Origin of the sequence: Brevibacterium salitolerans, assembly GCF_039531405.1 — a bacterium.
GTDB lineage: Bacteria > Actinomycetota > Actinomycetes > Actinomycetales > Brevibacteriaceae > Brevibacterium > Brevibacterium salitolerans.
Genome location: NZ_BAAAPZ010000005.1, coordinates 112,759 through 127,589, shown reverse-complemented (window position 1 = coordinate 127,589; position 14,831 = coordinate 112,759). Strand labels below are relative to the sequence as shown.

The window sequence follows — 14,831 nt, the reverse complement described above, 5'->3', positions numbered from 1 at the left end:
GTGCTCCTCGCCGCCGGCGGACTCACCCCATGACCCCCACCCAATGTCCCAAGAGCCCACAGTGTGCGCCTGCCGGCGCCGAATGCACCCCTGCTCAGCGAGAAAGCTGCGGGCACCTCACGACCGGCCGCCGGGCGAACCTGCCTGCAAGCCACCGGGTGAGCCGGCGGGCTACTCCGCCGCGCTGCACGGCAGGCACCTTGGCCGCGGTGCACCTGCCTCAGTCCCGCAGCGACTTCGCGAAGGGGTGCATGCCCACTTCCTCGGGAGGCAGCGAACGGTCGTAGAGAGGCGTGTATCCGCTGCGCAGGTACAGCGCCACCGCCTCGGGCTGACGCGGGCCGGTCGTGAGGAAGGCGCGCGTGTATCCCTGGGCAGCGGCGCGATGCTCGAGCTCAGCGAGGATCCGCCGGCCCAAGCCCCGGCCCCGGTGATCGGCGCTGGTCCAGATGCGCTTGAGCTCCGCAGTCGCTTCGTCATAGCGCATGAACGCGCCGCCGGAGACGGGCACATCGCCCTCGAGCAGCAGGAGGAAGCAGCCGTGGGGCGGATCGAAGGCCCCGGCCGGGTACCGGTCGATCTCCTTGATCCCGTCCCCGCTCACCCGCATGTCCGCATAGCGCTCGTCGTACTCGCGGCCCAGATCGGTCAGCAAGGGCGCTGCCAGGGGGTCGCGCGCGCTCACCGTCACCACGCGGAGTGCCGTGCGAGCGCTCCCCGGCCCGTCCCCCGCGCCCGCGGCCGAGGACAGTTCCGCTGTGCCCGGGCCGTTCGCGGGAGCGGCGGCAACGGCGGGCGAGCCGGGAACGGGAGTCGCCCTGCCGGGATCGGGGGCGGCAGGGGTCGGAGCGGCGGGAGCGCAGCGCGTCACTGCGTGAGCAGTCGGTGCGACTCCGTGGGCGATGCCGGGCACGGGGGACTTCCTCTCCGCAGCGGGAATGAGCACCGGTGACGGTAGCAGAACGGTCGCTCCGCCCGGGGCTCTGCCGACATGCGGTGCCACACCGCACGCTGCCCTGTGGCACCGCACCGGATGTGCTCAGACTGCCTCGGGCAAGATCAGCCGGCCTCGGGCGCCTGCGCGAGGGACGGGCCTCCCCGCTGTGAGGCCCGGCGATCCCGCGAGATCTCCACAGTCGCCAGTGCCATGAGTGCCACGGTGAACGGCCAGACGAGGCCGAGCAGTGCGATGAGCAGCGTCCCGCCGACGCCGAGGCCGTCCGGGTAGGGGATGCCGTAGGCCATGAGCTGCATGAGTGCGACCGTGATCCAGAGGCAGCCGAACACCACTGCGCCGCGTAGCTGGGAGATGACGTTGCCGCGGCGCGAACATGACACCGGCCTGGCGTGCGGCGACCAGTACAGCGCGGCGGAGAAGACGGCGATCACAGCGAGATCGAGCACGTGGTCGAGGAAGCTCGCCGTCTGTGCCTCTGTCCTGGATAGTCCCATCGCCCAGCGGGATCGGAACCCCATGAGCACCATCGCCGCGAGACTCGTGACGGCAGCACATACCCGCAGCACTTGGTGGGCTCGCCGGCGGTCGCGAGCTGGGCTTCTGGAGAGCTCACCGGCGGGCGCGGAAGCACGCAGCGGCGGAGGAGTCGGTGAGCGGCGAGGGCTGCGCTGAAGAAACCCGCGACGCCTATGAAGTAGGCACTGGCGGTGCCGCCCACGACGCCGCTCTGCTGCGCATTCACCACAGCAGGATGCGCGCAGAGGCCGAGCGCGGCCACCGCGAGCTCCGCTGCCGGAAGGGCTGGCTGGGCCTGCGGGGAAGGCGGATCTGAGGGACTCACGGACACCTGGCGTCTGACGCCCAGTGGAGGCAAGCATAGGGCCGCGCAGGCGCCCTGCGGCTCACGAGGCGCTCCAGGCTCAGGGGCTTCCGGGTCCAGGCGAGCTGCGGCTCAGGGGATCTCAGCGCGCAGGGTCCAGATCTGCGGGCCGCACTCCGGACGCTGATGCGCGACCACCTCGAAACCGTGCCGCCGGTAGAGCGCGACATTGCGCTCGTCGGAGGTCTCCAGCCCGACCGCCGAGGCGCCGCGCGCCTGCGCAGTTCTGAGACCGGCGTCCACGAGTCTTCCGCCGAGGCCCCTGCCCTGTGCGGACGAGAGTACGCCCACCGTCTCCAGGGTCCAGTCCGCGGCGGGGAGCGGGGCAGCCAGGGCCTGTGCGGCCGGGAGCTCCGGTTCAGGGGACTCGACGCCGCCGAGGCGTCCGAGGCGATCTCCGTGCAGCGCGCGGATGCGCTCATACACCTCCGGCGCGGGCTCCGGGGCGGCGACGGGCAGCAGAGCGACGACTCCAGAGAAGTCCGCCGTCCGCAGCACGCTCCCGTGCCCGAGGGCATGCGCGAGGTAGAGCCGCTGCAGCTGTCTGAGACGCTTTCCGTAGCCGTCCTCCGGAATCACCCAGCGCGTCCAGGCGTAGTCGTGGAAGGCAACGGCGAGGACGGCGGCGGCGTCCTCGAGTTCGGCCTCGACGAGGTGGACGATCTGATCGGGACCGGGCCGAACGGGGATCATGGCGAGCGCTGCCTCCATCTGCGAGTGCGCTCCGGGAGCGCTGTCGGGACGAATTCTCTCCGGCGGCCGGGCCCGGCGTCAAAGGCGCCGGAGGCGGCGAGAAGGCCACCGTCGCGCCCGTGCTCTCCGTCGTCCTCTGCCCCCGCCCTCAGACGCGCACCACCCCGTCCGCGAGGACGAGCGGGGCGTAGACCGGCGCAGGACTGACGCCGTGGCCCGGGTCGATCCCCACGATGCTCCGCCCGCCTGCCCGGAAGACGATGTGGCGCAGATCCGCGTGGACGGTGAGCGACGGACGCACCCACGTCTCCGCCCACCACAGACCGCGGTCCCAGGCCAGCGCGGTCGAGTGCCCGTGCGCCTGGTGGAAGGGCATGGGCGCCTGCGCGCGCAGCCAGGAGGGATAGACCTCCCGCGCCGACGACGCCCAGACGGGGCCCGCGCAGATGTCGTCGACGCCCGTGAGCATCTCGCCGGGGAACCACAGCGCGCCATCCGCGCGGGCCTCGGCATGGGTGAGGAGCCAGTCGCCGCCGTCCGCCGTCTCGACCGCGGCGGCGGGAACAATGAGCCCGCTGTGCCACCAGTCCGCCAGGAGCGCCGCGGCTCCGTCCTCGATCCGCTCACGCCACTGGAACACCGGCCGGTCCACGTACAGCTGTACAGCTGCTCGTGGTTGCCCACCAGTTGCGTCCAGACCCCGCGTTGCAGCAGCCTGTCCGCGAGGACGACCGCCCCCGGCGAATCCGGTCCGCGATGGACGAGGTCGCTCACCTGCACGACGTGGAGGTCCTCCGGCCAGTCGAGGGCCACGGACGCCCAGTCCGCACCCGCCGGGGCGCGGCTTCCGGTCTCGAACCGCACCCCTAGATCCTCCAGCACGACCCGCAGCGCCTGCGTCTGTCCGCCCACATCGCCGAGGACGGCCGCCCTCCCCGCCCGCACCTCGGGCCCGGTGTTCTCCGGTTCCGTCGTGACGGGATCCTATGCACGGAACGGGTGCTGCCGGGGCGGCTGCGCCAGCGCGGAGGCGTGCGCGGCGGTGAGGAACGCGAGGAGCCGGCGCGGGCCGCCTTCGAATCCGGGGCGCACGGTGAACACAGTGCGCGCAGGTGCCCTCGTGCCGTGTGCTGCGAGGCTGCGCTGCAGGCGGGCCTGCCCTTCGGCCGTGAGGGTGTACTGCACCGTGAACCCCGCTCCTCTGGGTCCGCGGCGACCTTCGAACCCTGCGATGTCCGACCAGGGGACCTCCCCCGTCTGCCCGCCGCCGAGGTCTCTGTACCGGCAGCCGCTGAGCCCCCGGGGCGAGAGGACGAGCGCCTCGCGTCGCAGCAGTCGCCGGATGAGCAGCGGGACGCCCACGGGGCCGAAGAAGACGATGCCCGCCAGCGACGCCCAGGTGACGGGATGGAGGAGGGTCGCCCACCACTGCTCCGCGTCCGCGGCGAGCACTGCGGATCTGAGGAAGAACACCAGCAGGGAAGCGCAGACCACGGTGAACAGGACAGAGCCCACGAGTGCGGCCACGCCCCGCAGCCGTGAGCCGGGGATCACCACTCGCCCGCCTGCGCGTAGGTGGGCGAGGCATGTCTCGGTGGGGTGTGCGGGCCATTCCATGCCCTCATTCTCACACCGGGCGGCCCCCGTACGAGGCGCCCGTTCCCCCTGGCAGCGTCACGCAGGAAGGCCTCGTGCCGGGGAATTCATCCGCACCGCCTGCCGCGCACCCATGTCGTACGCTTAGGGCACCTTGCCGTTCCGGAAGAGTCCCGCACCGGTGCGCGTCCCTCCGGCTCGGATGCACCTGACCCCGACCCGAGAGGTTCCCATGCCGCCCTGGGCCGTCATCACCGCCGCGTGCGTCGTCATCATCGCCTTCGCCGTCTGGCTCATCACCGTCCGCAACCGCCTCGTGCGGGCGCGCAATCGCTCGCACGAGGCCCTCAGGGGCATCGACGTCGCCCTGGAGACCCGCTTCGACCAGGTGAAGGCGCAGGCCGAGGCGGCCTCGGGCGCGGTCGGGAAGGAGGTGGAGATGATGCTCGGGGCCACCGCCCTGCGCACCGGGCGTGGGATCGAGCAGCTGAGCGTCACGGAGAAGGCCGAGCTGGGCGAGGCCCTCGGGCGCGCCGAGCGGTCCCTGCTCGCAGCGGTCGAGGCCTATCCGGAGATGCGCACCCAGCAGAATGTCGAGCTGCTGCAGCGGACCGTCAACGAGACGGAGGAGCGCCTGCAGGCCGCCCGCCGCGTCTACAACAGCACGGCGACGGACTACAACACGCGCCGGCAGGTCTTCCCCACCGTACTCGTCGCCGGGCTCCTGGGATTCCGCGACCACGAGCTGTTCGAGCTGACGAACGCGGTCAAGCGCGAGCAGTACGACCTGGGAGGGTTCCTCGGCTCATGAGCGCACTGCATCGCATCGACGCCCCGGAATTCGAGCGGGTCTGGGCACAGGTCCAGGCACCGGCGGCGGACATCTCGCGGCAGTCGGCCCTCCTGCGCAGGAACAGTCCCCTGGGCTGTCTGCTGACGCTGTCGATGATGCTGGGTCTCCTGCTGATCCTGGGCGGGATCTTCCTGCTGGGATCGGCAGACGCCCTCATCGTCGGCGGGGCGATCGGAGCGGGCGTCCTCCTGCTGGGCCTCCCGGCGCTGGCCGTGTGGCGCACGTACTCGCGGGCCTCCTCACGGCACACCGCCGAGGTGGTGGCACCGCTGTTCGAGCAGCTCGCCGCCGGCATGAGCGGGAGGGACGGTGCACGTCTGCAGGCGCGCTATGAGCCTGACGGTGCCGTCCCCCAGCGGGTGCTGCGCAGCGCCGGATTCCTCACGGACGCGTCCGTGCCGCAGGAGGACTTCTTCACCGGACGGTTCGGGCAGACGGACTTCATGCTCGGGGATCTGAAGTGGGAGCTCTCGGAACCGGAGCTCAGTGCGGAGAGCAGGGAGAGGCAGAGGGCGCACGAGGCACGCAGGCAGCAGACCTGGGCCAGGAAGGAGCGCAGCCTCTCCCGGGAGGTCCGGCGGACGGACGGGGCACGGGGCACACGCGAGCTGCGCGAGCACCGGATGGCTCAGCCCGGGCGCAGCGGCGGCGGCCTCGTGGGGAAGCAGGTGCAGAAGGCACTGCGCCCGGCGGCGGAGGGACTCGAATCGGTGAACGCCGCGCTGGGGGCCTCGCTCGTCTTCTTCAGCGCGGACTTCCACAAGGAGTTCACGTCCCGGACCTACCTCCTGCCGCGGGCGGAGAAGCCGCTGGCGCTGCGCACGCTCTCGGAGGAGAGCGCGGCGCGGCAGGGGCTGGAGCCGATGAGGCTCGAGGACACCCGGCTCATGGAACGCTTTCACTGCTGGACGAACGACCAGGCCGAGGCGCGCTATCTGCTGACCCCTCAGCTCATGGACGCGATCAGCACGCTGGCCGCGCGCCTCGACTCCCCGCACGTGGCCGTGTCCTTCACCGGCACGCGGATGCACGTGGGCGTCGTGGCCGATTCCGATCGCTTCTCCGCCGACTTCGCCGATCCTGATCCGAAGGCCACCGCCAGGGAGATCTATGAGGACCTGGTCCTCTTCCTGTCGCTCGCAGAGCACTTCGATCTCAACACCCGCATCTGGACGAAACGGTGAGGGACCACGAGTGAGGCGGAGCCGCCTGCGTCCCTGCCGAAGCCCGCGGCGGTGCCGGGTACGGAAGTTTTGACAGGGGCATGCCGCCCACCGGTACCATGATGGAATTCTTGTTGATTCTCTCTGGACTTGCGGGTCCTGGAAATAGGTGTTTGATGTTCCGGCTCGCGCTGAGTGCGCCTCGCCATTCCGCATGACCGTCCGCAGCTGAACTCTGCCGGACGAGACATTCGGTTCTTCAGTATGCCCACGTCACGAATACGACGTCGGACCACTCCCTGACGGGGCCACTCGGCCTGCTCTTGCTGTTATGTTTTTTCCCAGTGAGGAGCACCCCGGTGTCCGATTGCACCACCGAATCAACCCCTACTCTCAACCTCGGCGCTTTCACCTGTACCTGGTGCAGGCTGACTGTGCCCGAGTACGCCCCGGACGGCGAACCGCGCAACCACTGCCCTTCGTGCCTGCGCTCGCAGCATGTGCACGACCACGCGGCCGGCGGCCCGGGCGAGTGCGAAGGCGAGATGTCACCCATCGCCGTCGCCGTGCTTCGCAGCGGTGACTGGATGGTGATCCACAGGTGCGTCCGCTGCGACGAACTCACCTCGAGTCCGGCCCGGTGCGACGACAATCAGCTCATCCTGATGCGCCTGGCGGTCCGTCCCCTGGCCCAGCCGCCCTTCCCCCTCGAAGCCTTCGGGACCATGTGAAGGGTGAGGAAGGTCTGCAGCCATGTCTCGAAAGAACGCACGCACTCGCAGCCCGCAGCGCCGAAAGGACGTCCTGCACTCCCGTGGAGGACACCAGGCCAACGACTTCCGTTGTGTGTCCTGCCGACTCGACGTCTCGGTGACTGCCCTTGGAACCGCCCATCGCAATCATTGCCCGCACTGCCTGGCGAGCAGGCATGTGGACAAGAGGATTCCAGGCGACCGGGCCGAGGCCTGCCATGGCCGCATGGAGGCCTTGTGCATGTCCGTGCGCCAGGACGGCGAATGGCTGATCATCCACTGCTGCGCATCGTGCGGCGAGCTGAGCGCGAATCGAGTTGCCGGTGACGACAACCCGCTTGCGCTGGTCCGGCTCGCCACCAGGCCTCTGGCTGATCCGCGGTACGCCAGTCGGCTTCTGTATGCCGTGTGAGTGAACTCCGACAGCCCTACGACTGATGTGGAAGGAAGCGGAAACCCGGGGCGACAGCGCTGAGGCCACGTTCTCTCAGCGCTGTCGTCCCGCCGTTCTCTCGGATGAGCACTCAGCGGGCGCGCCCCAGCCGAGCCCGCAGTCGATCTGTCTCCGCCCGCACACCTGTGGCTGCTGACACGTGTGCGGCTTCTGCTGCATGCGACGAAGGATCCCGGGGCACCTCAGGCCGGTTCATCAGCTGCCGATCCAGGTTCGAGGCGGAGCCGCCTGCCCGTCGTCGATGCGGATGTCACCCATCCCCAGCCACACGGACCGCGCTCTGCAGCGCGGGTCGGGGAGGACCACCTTCACCGTCTGCGCGGCGATGTCGTACTGCACCGCCGCCAGCTGCATGACCTCCGTGCCCGTCTCCCATTCGACATGCGCGAACACCGGCACCGGTGCGCGATGCGCGCCGTGGGGCGAGGGCTCACGGGCATTGAGGATCAGGACCTCGGGAGTGACGCCGAAGGCTGATCCGGAAACGTCAGCGGCCCTGTCGAAGTCCACGGCGATGGCAGGTTCCGCAGGGGTACCGGTTGGGGGCGCAAGATCCGGGTGAAGCGTCATGCGGCCGAGGCTAGAGGCAGGCACGGACACAACCCCGGAGGGCGGCGGAGCACCGCATGTGCCGAGGCGAAGCGCACACACAATCCCGTGAACCACGGTGAATCGGCGTGAACCTCGGGACTCGGCAGAGAGGCCCACAACCCCGGAAACAAGCGGAAGCCCCCGGTTTTCCGGGGGCTTCCAACTGCGGAGGATAGGGGATTTGAACCCCTGAGGGCGTTAACCCAACACGCGTTCCAGGCGTGCGCCATAGGCCGCTAGGCGAATCCTCCGAGAAGAACTCTACATGAGCCGTTCACCCGAAAGCCAATCACCCCGGCGCGAGCTGGGTCACACCCTCCCGAAGGCAAAGAACCCTCTACTGACCAAGACACTGACCGAACGTGCGATAAGGTCCGAGCATGGGAGCAGAGTCGCTTTCGCGCCGGAAGAAGCCGCGCATCTGGCCGCTGTACGTCGCCACCTTCCTGTCGACGTACACCTTCAGCGTCGCCAACATCGCCGCCCCCGGCATGCAGGTCGCCCTGGAGCTCCCAGCCTCGCGCACCACTCTCGTCATCGGCGCCTACTCCGTCTCCTTCGCCGCCGGCCTCATCATCTGCGGCCGCCTGGGCGACACCTACGGACGCAAGCGGCTCTTCCGCATCGGGATCGCCTCCATCCTCGTCACCTCCATCCTCACGGCCCTGGCCCCCACCCAGGAGCTGCTCATCCTCGGCCGGCTCCTCCAGGGGTGCGCCGCCGCCCTCACCACCCCGCAGATCCTCTCCAGCATCCAGGCCACCCTCCACGGCGCGGCCCGCAGCCGCGCCATCAGCCTCTACAGCGTCTGCGCCGGGTCCGGGACCATCGGCGGGAACGTGCTGGGCGGCGCGGTGATCGGCCTCCTGCCGCCGGAGCTGGCCTGGCGCGGAGCGCTCATGACCATCGCCGTCATCGCCGCCTTCGCCTGGACCGGATCCGGCTACCTGGCGGAGTCCCGTTCGCCCACACCCGAGGGCATCGACGGCCTCGGCTCCGTCATCCTGGCCGGCGCCCTCCTGTGCTTCATCACGGGCCTCACCAACGCCTCGGCCGTGGATCCCCTCCGCCCGCTGGACTCCCCCGGCCAGCTCGCCCTCACCGCGGCCCTCCTCGCGGGATCCGCCGTGGGCGCGCTGCTCCTCGCCCTCCACCTCCGCCGCCGTTCCGCCGCGGCACGGCCTGCGATCCTCCCGCTCCCGGTCATCCGCGTGCCTGCCGTGGCCATCGGGATGGCACTGGCGCTGCTGTTCTTCGTCATGCTCTCCTCCTTCATGTACAACTACGCCGTGCTCACACAGGAGGGGCTGGGGATCGCGCCGCTCACAGCGGGCACCGGCCTCATCGTCAACGGCGGGGCCTTCATCGTCGTCTCCCTGTTCGCCACGCGCCTGCTGGATCGGATGGGACCGCGCGTGATGATCCTGGGGGCCGGGACGCAGGCACTGGGCCTCGCCGCACTCGCGACCCTCGCCTTCACCCAGACGGAGCCGTTCCTCCTCTGGTTCCAGTTCACCGCCGTCCTCATCGGCGGCGGCCAGGGGCTCATGTTCGGCCCCCTCATCTCCGTGGTCATGAACCATGTGCCGGATTCCGTCGCAGGCCTCACCGGCGGTCTCATCGCCACGGCTCAGCAGGGCGGGATGGGCGTGGGGGTCGCGACGCTCTCCAGCCTGTTCACCGTGCTCGCGCACAGCATGCCCATACCGCTGGCGTTCGGCTGGACCACAGCGGTCACCGTCGCAGTCTCCCTCGGCTTCGCCGCTCTGGTGGTGCGTCTCCTGCACCCTCGCTGAACCCCGCCCGAGGCCTTTTGGCACATTCTGTTCACCCCACCCTCATCACGATTCGCTAACGGGCTGAGCGTCCCACAGGCCGCGAAAACACTGGTCACGGGAGCCCGGTGAGAGCCGCGTCACAGTCAGGAGCCGTTGCGGTCTCGAACCGTGATCTGCACCGGGCGCGCGGCGCGGAGAACTGTGACGAAGGCGGCGTACCATCTCGGGAGTCGAATCATCACTCGGAGGTTCTCGGTGCGCCGTCGTCCCCTTTCCGCTCTCGCTGCTCTGAGCGCGAGCGCCCTCGTCCTCGCTGCCTGCACGTCCGCTCCCAGCACCCGGGACGGCTCGGATCCGGACAGGGCCGCCGCCGAGGCCGCCGCAGCTCCCGTCGTCACCGTCGTCAACCCGCCCGTCGAGGAGACGACGGACGACGGCACCGCGGAGGCCGAGCAGCCGCAGGCCGGATCGGACACCGGCGAGTCCTCCGCCTCCGAGGCCGGCACGGAGCAGGCCGGCACGGAATCCAGTGCGGATGCCGAGGACGCAGGCGAGGACTCGGACGGCGACGCAAGCAGCACGGACCCGGACGTGGTCCACATCGCCGCCGGGGAGAAGCTCGAGCTGGCGGTCGACGGCGGCGAATTCACCGAGGTGGAGCTCATCGACGTCGACCACGAGACGGTCCCCGTGGACACCGGCACCTTCGATGTCGCAGGGATCGACGACACCGACGGCGCGGGCGAGGACACCCCTGCGGCGGAGAGCACCTCCGGGACTGAGGACTCCTCAGACACCGGGGCGGGCAGCGCGGACGGGACCGCGGACGCAGAGGCGGGCGGCAGTGTGGACGCCGGCGCGCAGGCGAGCGGTGCGTCCACCGCGGATGCCTCCGAGGCCTCGGGCGCGGACGACTCCGCACCCGTAGGCCCCCAGGGTACGGAGTGGATCTCCTCCGTGGACCTCGTGACGAGCGCGGCCTACCAGTGGACGGCCACCACCGTCGCCCCGGACGGCAGCGAGCACACCGCCACCGGCGTCGTCACCACCCCGGAGACCACCGCGGTGGAGGAGCTCACGGCCAAGACCGTCATCACGGACGGCGAAGAGGTGGGCGTGGGCGCGCCCATCATCGTGATGTTCAACTCGACCATCCCGGAGGGGGTCCGCGACGACATCGAGGCCCGTCTCAGCGTCGAGGTCACGGACGAGGACGGTGAGACCCAGGAGGTCGAGGGATCCTGGGCCTGGCTCTACGACACGGACGGCATCAGCCGCGTGCACTACCGCCCCAAGGAGTTCTGGCCGGCGAACGTCGAGGTCTCCGTGAATCTGCCGCTGAAGGACGTGGAGTACTCGGACCGCTGGTACGGCAAGGAGGACGTCGCCCTGGACTTCCAGGTGGGCCGCGACCAGCGCGTCACCGCAGACGCTCAGACCCACCGCATGAAGATCGAGCGCGACGGCAAGGAGATCGCGGACTGGCCCACCTCACTGGGGTCCCCGCAGGCTCCCTCCTACAACGGCACGCACGTCGTCATGGAGAAGCACGCGCACTACGTCATGACCTCCGAGCAGTGGGACTACGAGACCCCCACTGACTGGGCCGTGCGCATCCACAACAACGGCGAGTTCGTCCACGCCGCGCCGTGGTCCGTGGGCTCCCAGGGCAGCGCCAACGTCTCGCACGGCTGCATCAACCTCTCCACTGAGCGGGCCAAGGAGTACTACGACATGGCCCTCTACGGCGATCCCGTGGAGATCACGGGCTCCTCGGTGGATCTCACGACCAACCACTCCGACATCTCCGACTGGGTCTACACCTGGGACGAGTGGCAGGAGCTCTCCGCCCTGAACTGAGGCGGCCGGCCACGGGTTCCGCCCGGAGCAGATCCGCTCTGCTCCGGGCGGATCTGCGTTCCGCGCCGGCCTGGCCGCCGCCAGGCTGGGCACATGACTCACGCACTCACGGAACCTCCCGGCACCCTCTCCGCCTCGGACACCGCGCCCGAGGCCGCCCGCCCCGGATCCCTTCTCCCCCACCTCCTGCGGCAGCGACGGGCCGTGCTGTTCAACGGCGAACTCGACGACGACTCCGGCATGGAGATCATCGCCGCGCTGCACCTGCTCGCGGACGAGGACCCGCACCAGGACATCCACGTGTGGATCAACTCCCCCGGCGGCTCGGTGCCCATGATGCTCGCCATCGCAGACACCATCGAGGTGATCCCGTGCGACGTGGCCACCATCGCCTTCGGCTGGGCGGCCTCGGCGGGACAGTTCGTCCTCTCCGCAGGCACACCGGGCAAACGCCTCGTACTGCCCCACGCCAAGGTCCTCCTCCACCAGGGCTCCTCCGGGATCGGCGGCACGGCGGCAGACGTGGAGCTGCAGGCCGACGACCTCCGCCAGGTTCGCGACACCGTCCTGGGCCGCATCGCCGCCCTCACCGGCAGAACCTACGCGCAGGTGTTCGAGGACTCGCTGCGCGACCGCTGGTTCTCCGCGCAGCAGGCCATCGACTACGGCCTCGCGGACGCCGTGGTGACAGCGCCCGGACAGCTGCTCGCGCCCAGGCCGCAGGCGGCTGGGATCTCAATGGAAGGACAGCACGCATGAGCCAGTACACGATCCCCAATGTCGTCACCCGGGACTCCGGGGGCGAGCGCATCGTCGACATCTACTCGCGGCTGCTGAGCAGCCGGATCGTCAGCATAGGCACCGGCATCGACGACGGCGTGGCGACCACCGTCATCGCCCAGCTGCTGCACCTGGACGCGGAGTCGCAGGAGCTGCCGATCAGCCTCTACATCAACTCGCCGGGCGGCTCGCTCACGGCGATGCTGGGCATCTACGACACCCTGCAGTACATCTCCGCTCCGGTCGCCACCATCTGCGTGGGCCAGGCCGCCGCGGATGCCGCGGTGCTGCTGGCCGCCGGAGCCCACGGTCACCGCACCATGCTCCCGCATGCGCGTCTGGTGCTCCGGCAGCCGCAGGTGGAGGGAGGCCGGGCCGCGATCCCGGACCTCATCGTCGCCGCGGACGAGGTGGTGCGCCAGCGCAGCGCCGTCGAGGAGATCCTGCACCGGCATTCGGGGCGCAGTGTGGACCAGCTCCGCCGAGACCTGGACCGGGACCTCGTGCTCACGGCCCGGCAGGCGGTGGAGTTCGGCATGGCGGACGCCGTCGTGGAGCAGCGGGACATGTGAGATGGGCGCATGGGCCGGGCCGGCGGGTCAGTCCGGAGGGGTGGGGAGGGCCGGATAGGTGAGGCAGGCGGGATCCGCCCGGGGGCTCAAGCGTGGCGGCCGAGTCCGGCCTGGCGCGCTCAGGCGGCGAGCGCGAGTGTGGCCTGAGCTGCTCCGCTGTATGCACCAGTACCGCCCGCACTGTGCGTGATGCCGTGCGCGGAGTGCGCAGCGTGTGGGACGGCAGGGGTGTGCGGGACAGCCGGCTCATGGGCCGAGGCGAGCTGGGCGCTGAGCACCAGCACCTCCGGGAGCGTCAGCCGGAGCGCTCCCGCGATCGCCGCCACCATCTCAGAGGAGGCATCCTTGAGCCCGCGCTCCACCTCGGAGAGGTACTGGACGGAGACTCCGGCCAGGGCCGCGACCTCCCGGAGGGTGAGGCCCAGAGAGATGCGGCGCAGACGCATGACTCGGCCGAGTGTCTCTCGAAGCAGTGCTGTCTCCTCCATGCCGTCAGCCTAGGCAGGCCGGTCATCGCAGGACCAGCGCATCTGCTCACAGCAGAACGCCTCGCAGACGCCGCCCACGGGGAAGGCGGCATCGGGACCTGTCCTCAGCGCTCTCCGGCTGCTTCTCTCCGGTGGGCATTCAGCTCGGTCGTCATGGGGCAGAAGCGAGGGGCGTCCGGCATGCGAGAGCTGTCCCGTGGAGGCGCAGGCCGGGCGGATGTTCCACGTGAAGCACGAGGATGAGGCACGGCGGGTGGCCGACGGTCAGTGGATGACCATCTGCACATCAGCGGACTTCTGCCACTTCAGCGTCTTCACCAGACTCTTCTCACTGAGCGAGACACATCCCGCGGTGGTGCCGGAAGCGGTGTGCTTGTGGAGGAATATGGCCGAGCCCTTGCCCGGGGTGCGCTCCTCGTTGTAGCCGATCACCTGCGCGTACTTGTACGGGCCGGTCTGGTGGAGGGCCTCACCCCGGTATCCCTTCGACCTGCGCTGCATGGTGTTGTAGCCCTGCGCCTTGGAGGCCTTGCCGTCCACCCACACGTGGTCCTTGGTCACCGTCGTCCACTTCTGGTGGTCGAGACCGGGGTTCTTGCTGGTGCCGAATCCGCCACGCATCCAGAAGACGCCGGCGGGGGTCTTCCCATCGCCTTCGCGCTTCTTGGACGTGACGCCGTTGTAGCCGAGGTGGCCGGTGTAGGAGGTGTTGTCGCGCACGTAGCGATCCCCCTTCCTGCTGCAGAGGTAGACGTCTGCCCTGGAGGTGGAGGTCTGGCGCACTTCGATGACCTGCTGAGCCTTCACACCCTTCCTGCCGTCCAGGTACGAGCAGTAGAGGGTCTTCTTCTTGGGCTGTGTCTTCTTGGGCGTCTGCGTGGGGGCGGGATCCGAAGCGCCCAGTCCGGCCTTCGCACTGCCCACCTGTGCAGACTCGCTTCCAGCCCCCGTGCTGTCCTTCCCGGCCGCCTCGCTCTCCGAGCCGTCGCCGTTCCCCGAGTTCCCATTCCCCGAGCCGTCGTTCCCCGCGCCGCCCGCGTCAGAGCTCAGGTCTGCCGCGCCCGGCTGCAGATCCGTGACCCGGGCGGTCAATGCGCCGGGCTTCTCGTGCGCCTGTGCGGGCGCCGCGCCCATCACCAGGGTGATGCCTGCGATCGCGGCGACGATGCCGCCGGTCCATCTGCGCGCTGAGGACATGGCTGTGACTCCTGCTCATCGGGACGGAGGGGGAAGTGTGCGCCAGGGTCACGCACCTGTCATGACCCCGCACGGAACTGCCGTTCCTCTCCCCAATCTACGTGAGACCCTGCACCTCTGCCTCATATACGCCCGCCACGCACATTCGTACCTCCGCGCTCCCATCCCGCACACCCCTGCCCCTGCCTCGGGCTCTGCTCCGGACCTCTGCCCGGC

The 14,831-nt window shown here is 69.8% G+C and carries 16 protein-coding genes and 1 tRNA gene; 8 read left to right on the top strand and 9 right to left on the bottom strand.

Annotation, left to right across the window (positions count from 1 at the left end; translation table 11 throughout):
- Positions 1–220: 220 nt before the first annotated feature.
- The 5 genes from ABD240_RS08105 to ABD240_RS08085 form a co-directional block, all read right to left on the bottom strand.
- Positions 221–913 carry a GNAT family N-acetyltransferase gene (locus ABD240_RS08105; RefSeq protein ID WP_344336831.1) on the bottom strand — a complete coding sequence of 231 codons (693 nt, stop codon included), beginning with the start codon at positions 911–913 and terminating at the stop codon, positions 221–223.
- A gap of 146 nt (positions 914–1,059) precedes the next feature.
- The gene (locus tag ABD240_RS08100; protein ID WP_291798642.1) at positions 1,060–1,452 is read right to left on the bottom strand and encodes a hypothetical protein; all 393 of its coding nucleotides are present in this window, start codon (positions 1,450–1,452) and stop codon (positions 1,060–1,062) included.
- Between the two features lie 458 nt (positions 1,453–1,910).
- Positions 1,911–2,531 carry a GNAT family N-acetyltransferase gene (locus ABD240_RS08095; RefSeq protein ID WP_344336829.1) on the bottom strand — a complete coding sequence of 207 codons (621 nt, stop codon included), beginning with the start codon at positions 2,529–2,531 and terminating at the stop codon, positions 1,911–1,913.
- Positions 2,532–2,679: 148 nt separating this feature from the next.
- Positions 2,680–3,171 (bottom strand): hypothetical protein, encoded by a 492-nt coding sequence (locus tag ABD240_RS08090; RefSeq protein WP_344336828.1) that lies wholly within the window; start codon positions 3,169–3,171, stop codon positions 2,680–2,682.
- A gap of 344 nt (positions 3,172–3,515) precedes the next feature.
- Positions 3,516–4,148, bottom strand: a complete 633-nt coding sequence (locus tag ABD240_RS08085) for a hypothetical protein (protein WP_344336826.1) — start codon at positions 4,146–4,148, stop codon at positions 3,516–3,518.
- A 211-nt stretch (positions 4,149–4,359) separates the two neighbouring features.
- Between ABD240_RS08085 and ABD240_RS08080 the strand changes: the two genes are divergently transcribed.
- The 4 genes from ABD240_RS08080 to ABD240_RS08065 all read left to right on the top strand — a co-directional run bounded on the left by ABD240_RS08080 (position 4,360) and on the right by ABD240_RS08065 (position 7,307).
- Positions 4,360–4,938, top strand: coding sequence for a LemA family protein (locus tag ABD240_RS08080; RefSeq protein WP_291798630.1), 579 nt, complete (start codon positions 4,360–4,362; stop codon positions 4,936–4,938).
- On the top strand, positions 4,935–6,164 hold the full coding sequence (locus ABD240_RS08075) for a DUF3137 domain-containing protein (protein WP_344336824.1): 1,230 nt from the start codon (positions 4,935–4,937) through the stop codon (positions 6,162–6,164). The genes ABD240_RS08080 and ABD240_RS08075 overlap by 4 nt, the downstream gene beginning before the upstream one ends.
- A gap of 338 nt (positions 6,165–6,502) precedes the next feature.
- Complete coding sequence (locus tag ABD240_RS08070; RefSeq protein WP_291798625.1) at positions 6,503–6,874, top strand: RNHCP domain-containing protein; 372 nt, start codon at positions 6,503–6,505, stop codon at positions 6,872–6,874.
- A gap of 22 nt (positions 6,875–6,896) precedes the next feature.
- Positions 6,897–7,307 (top strand): RNHCP domain-containing protein, encoded by a 411-nt coding sequence (locus tag ABD240_RS08065; protein WP_291798621.1) that lies wholly within the window; start codon positions 6,897–6,899, stop codon positions 7,305–7,307.
- A gap of 237 nt (positions 7,308–7,544) precedes the next feature.
- Here ABD240_RS08065 and ABD240_RS08060 read toward each other — a convergent pair whose 3' ends face one another.
- Both ABD240_RS08060 and ABD240_RS08055 read right to left on the bottom strand, forming a co-directional pair.
- Positions 7,545–7,919 carry a hypothetical protein gene (locus ABD240_RS08060; protein ID WP_344336821.1) on the bottom strand — a complete coding sequence of 125 codons (375 nt, stop codon included), beginning with the start codon at positions 7,917–7,919 and terminating at the stop codon, positions 7,545–7,547.
- A gap of 187 nt (positions 7,920–8,106) precedes the next feature.
- A tRNA-Ser gene (locus ABD240_RS08055) sits at positions 8,107–8,191 on the bottom strand.
- A 129-nt stretch (positions 8,192–8,320) separates the two neighbouring features.
- Between ABD240_RS08055 and ABD240_RS08050 the strand changes: the two genes are divergently transcribed.
- From ABD240_RS08050 to ABD240_RS08035, 4 genes are all read left to right on the top strand, one after another.
- Positions 8,321–9,736 carry an MFS transporter gene (locus ABD240_RS08050; RefSeq protein ID WP_344336819.1) on the top strand — a complete coding sequence of 472 codons (1,416 nt, stop codon included), beginning with the start codon at positions 8,321–8,323 and terminating at the stop codon, positions 9,734–9,736.
- A 237-nt stretch (positions 9,737–9,973) separates the two neighbouring features.
- Positions 9,974–11,578 carry an Ig-like domain-containing protein gene (locus ABD240_RS08045; protein WP_344336817.1) on the top strand — a complete coding sequence of 535 codons (1,605 nt, stop codon included), beginning with the start codon at positions 9,974–9,976 and terminating at the stop codon, positions 11,576–11,578.
- A 93-nt stretch (positions 11,579–11,671) separates the two neighbouring features.
- Entirely contained in the window at positions 11,672–12,337 is a 666-nt protein-coding gene (locus tag ABD240_RS08040) for a ClpP family protease (RefSeq protein ID WP_344336815.1), read from the top strand.
- Complete coding sequence (locus ABD240_RS08035; protein ID WP_291793354.1) at positions 12,334–12,930, top strand: ClpP family protease; 597 nt, start codon at positions 12,334–12,336, stop codon at positions 12,928–12,930. Before ABD240_RS08040 ends, ABD240_RS08035 begins: the two co-directional genes overlap by 4 nt.
- A gap of 119 nt (positions 12,931–13,049) precedes the next feature.
- Here the strand turns inward: ABD240_RS08035 and ABD240_RS08030 are convergent, their stop codons facing one another.
- Together ABD240_RS08030 and ABD240_RS08025 are read right to left on the bottom strand one after the other, a co-directional pair.
- On the bottom strand, positions 13,050–13,418 hold the full coding sequence (locus ABD240_RS08030) for a helix-turn-helix domain-containing protein (RefSeq protein ID WP_291793357.1): 369 nt from the start codon (positions 13,416–13,418) through the stop codon (positions 13,050–13,052).
- Between the two features lie 264 nt (positions 13,419–13,682).
- Complete coding sequence (locus tag ABD240_RS08025; RefSeq protein ID WP_344336812.1) at positions 13,683–14,615, bottom strand: hypothetical protein; 933 nt, start codon at positions 14,613–14,615, stop codon at positions 13,683–13,685.
- Positions 14,616–14,831: the final 216 nt, after the last annotated feature.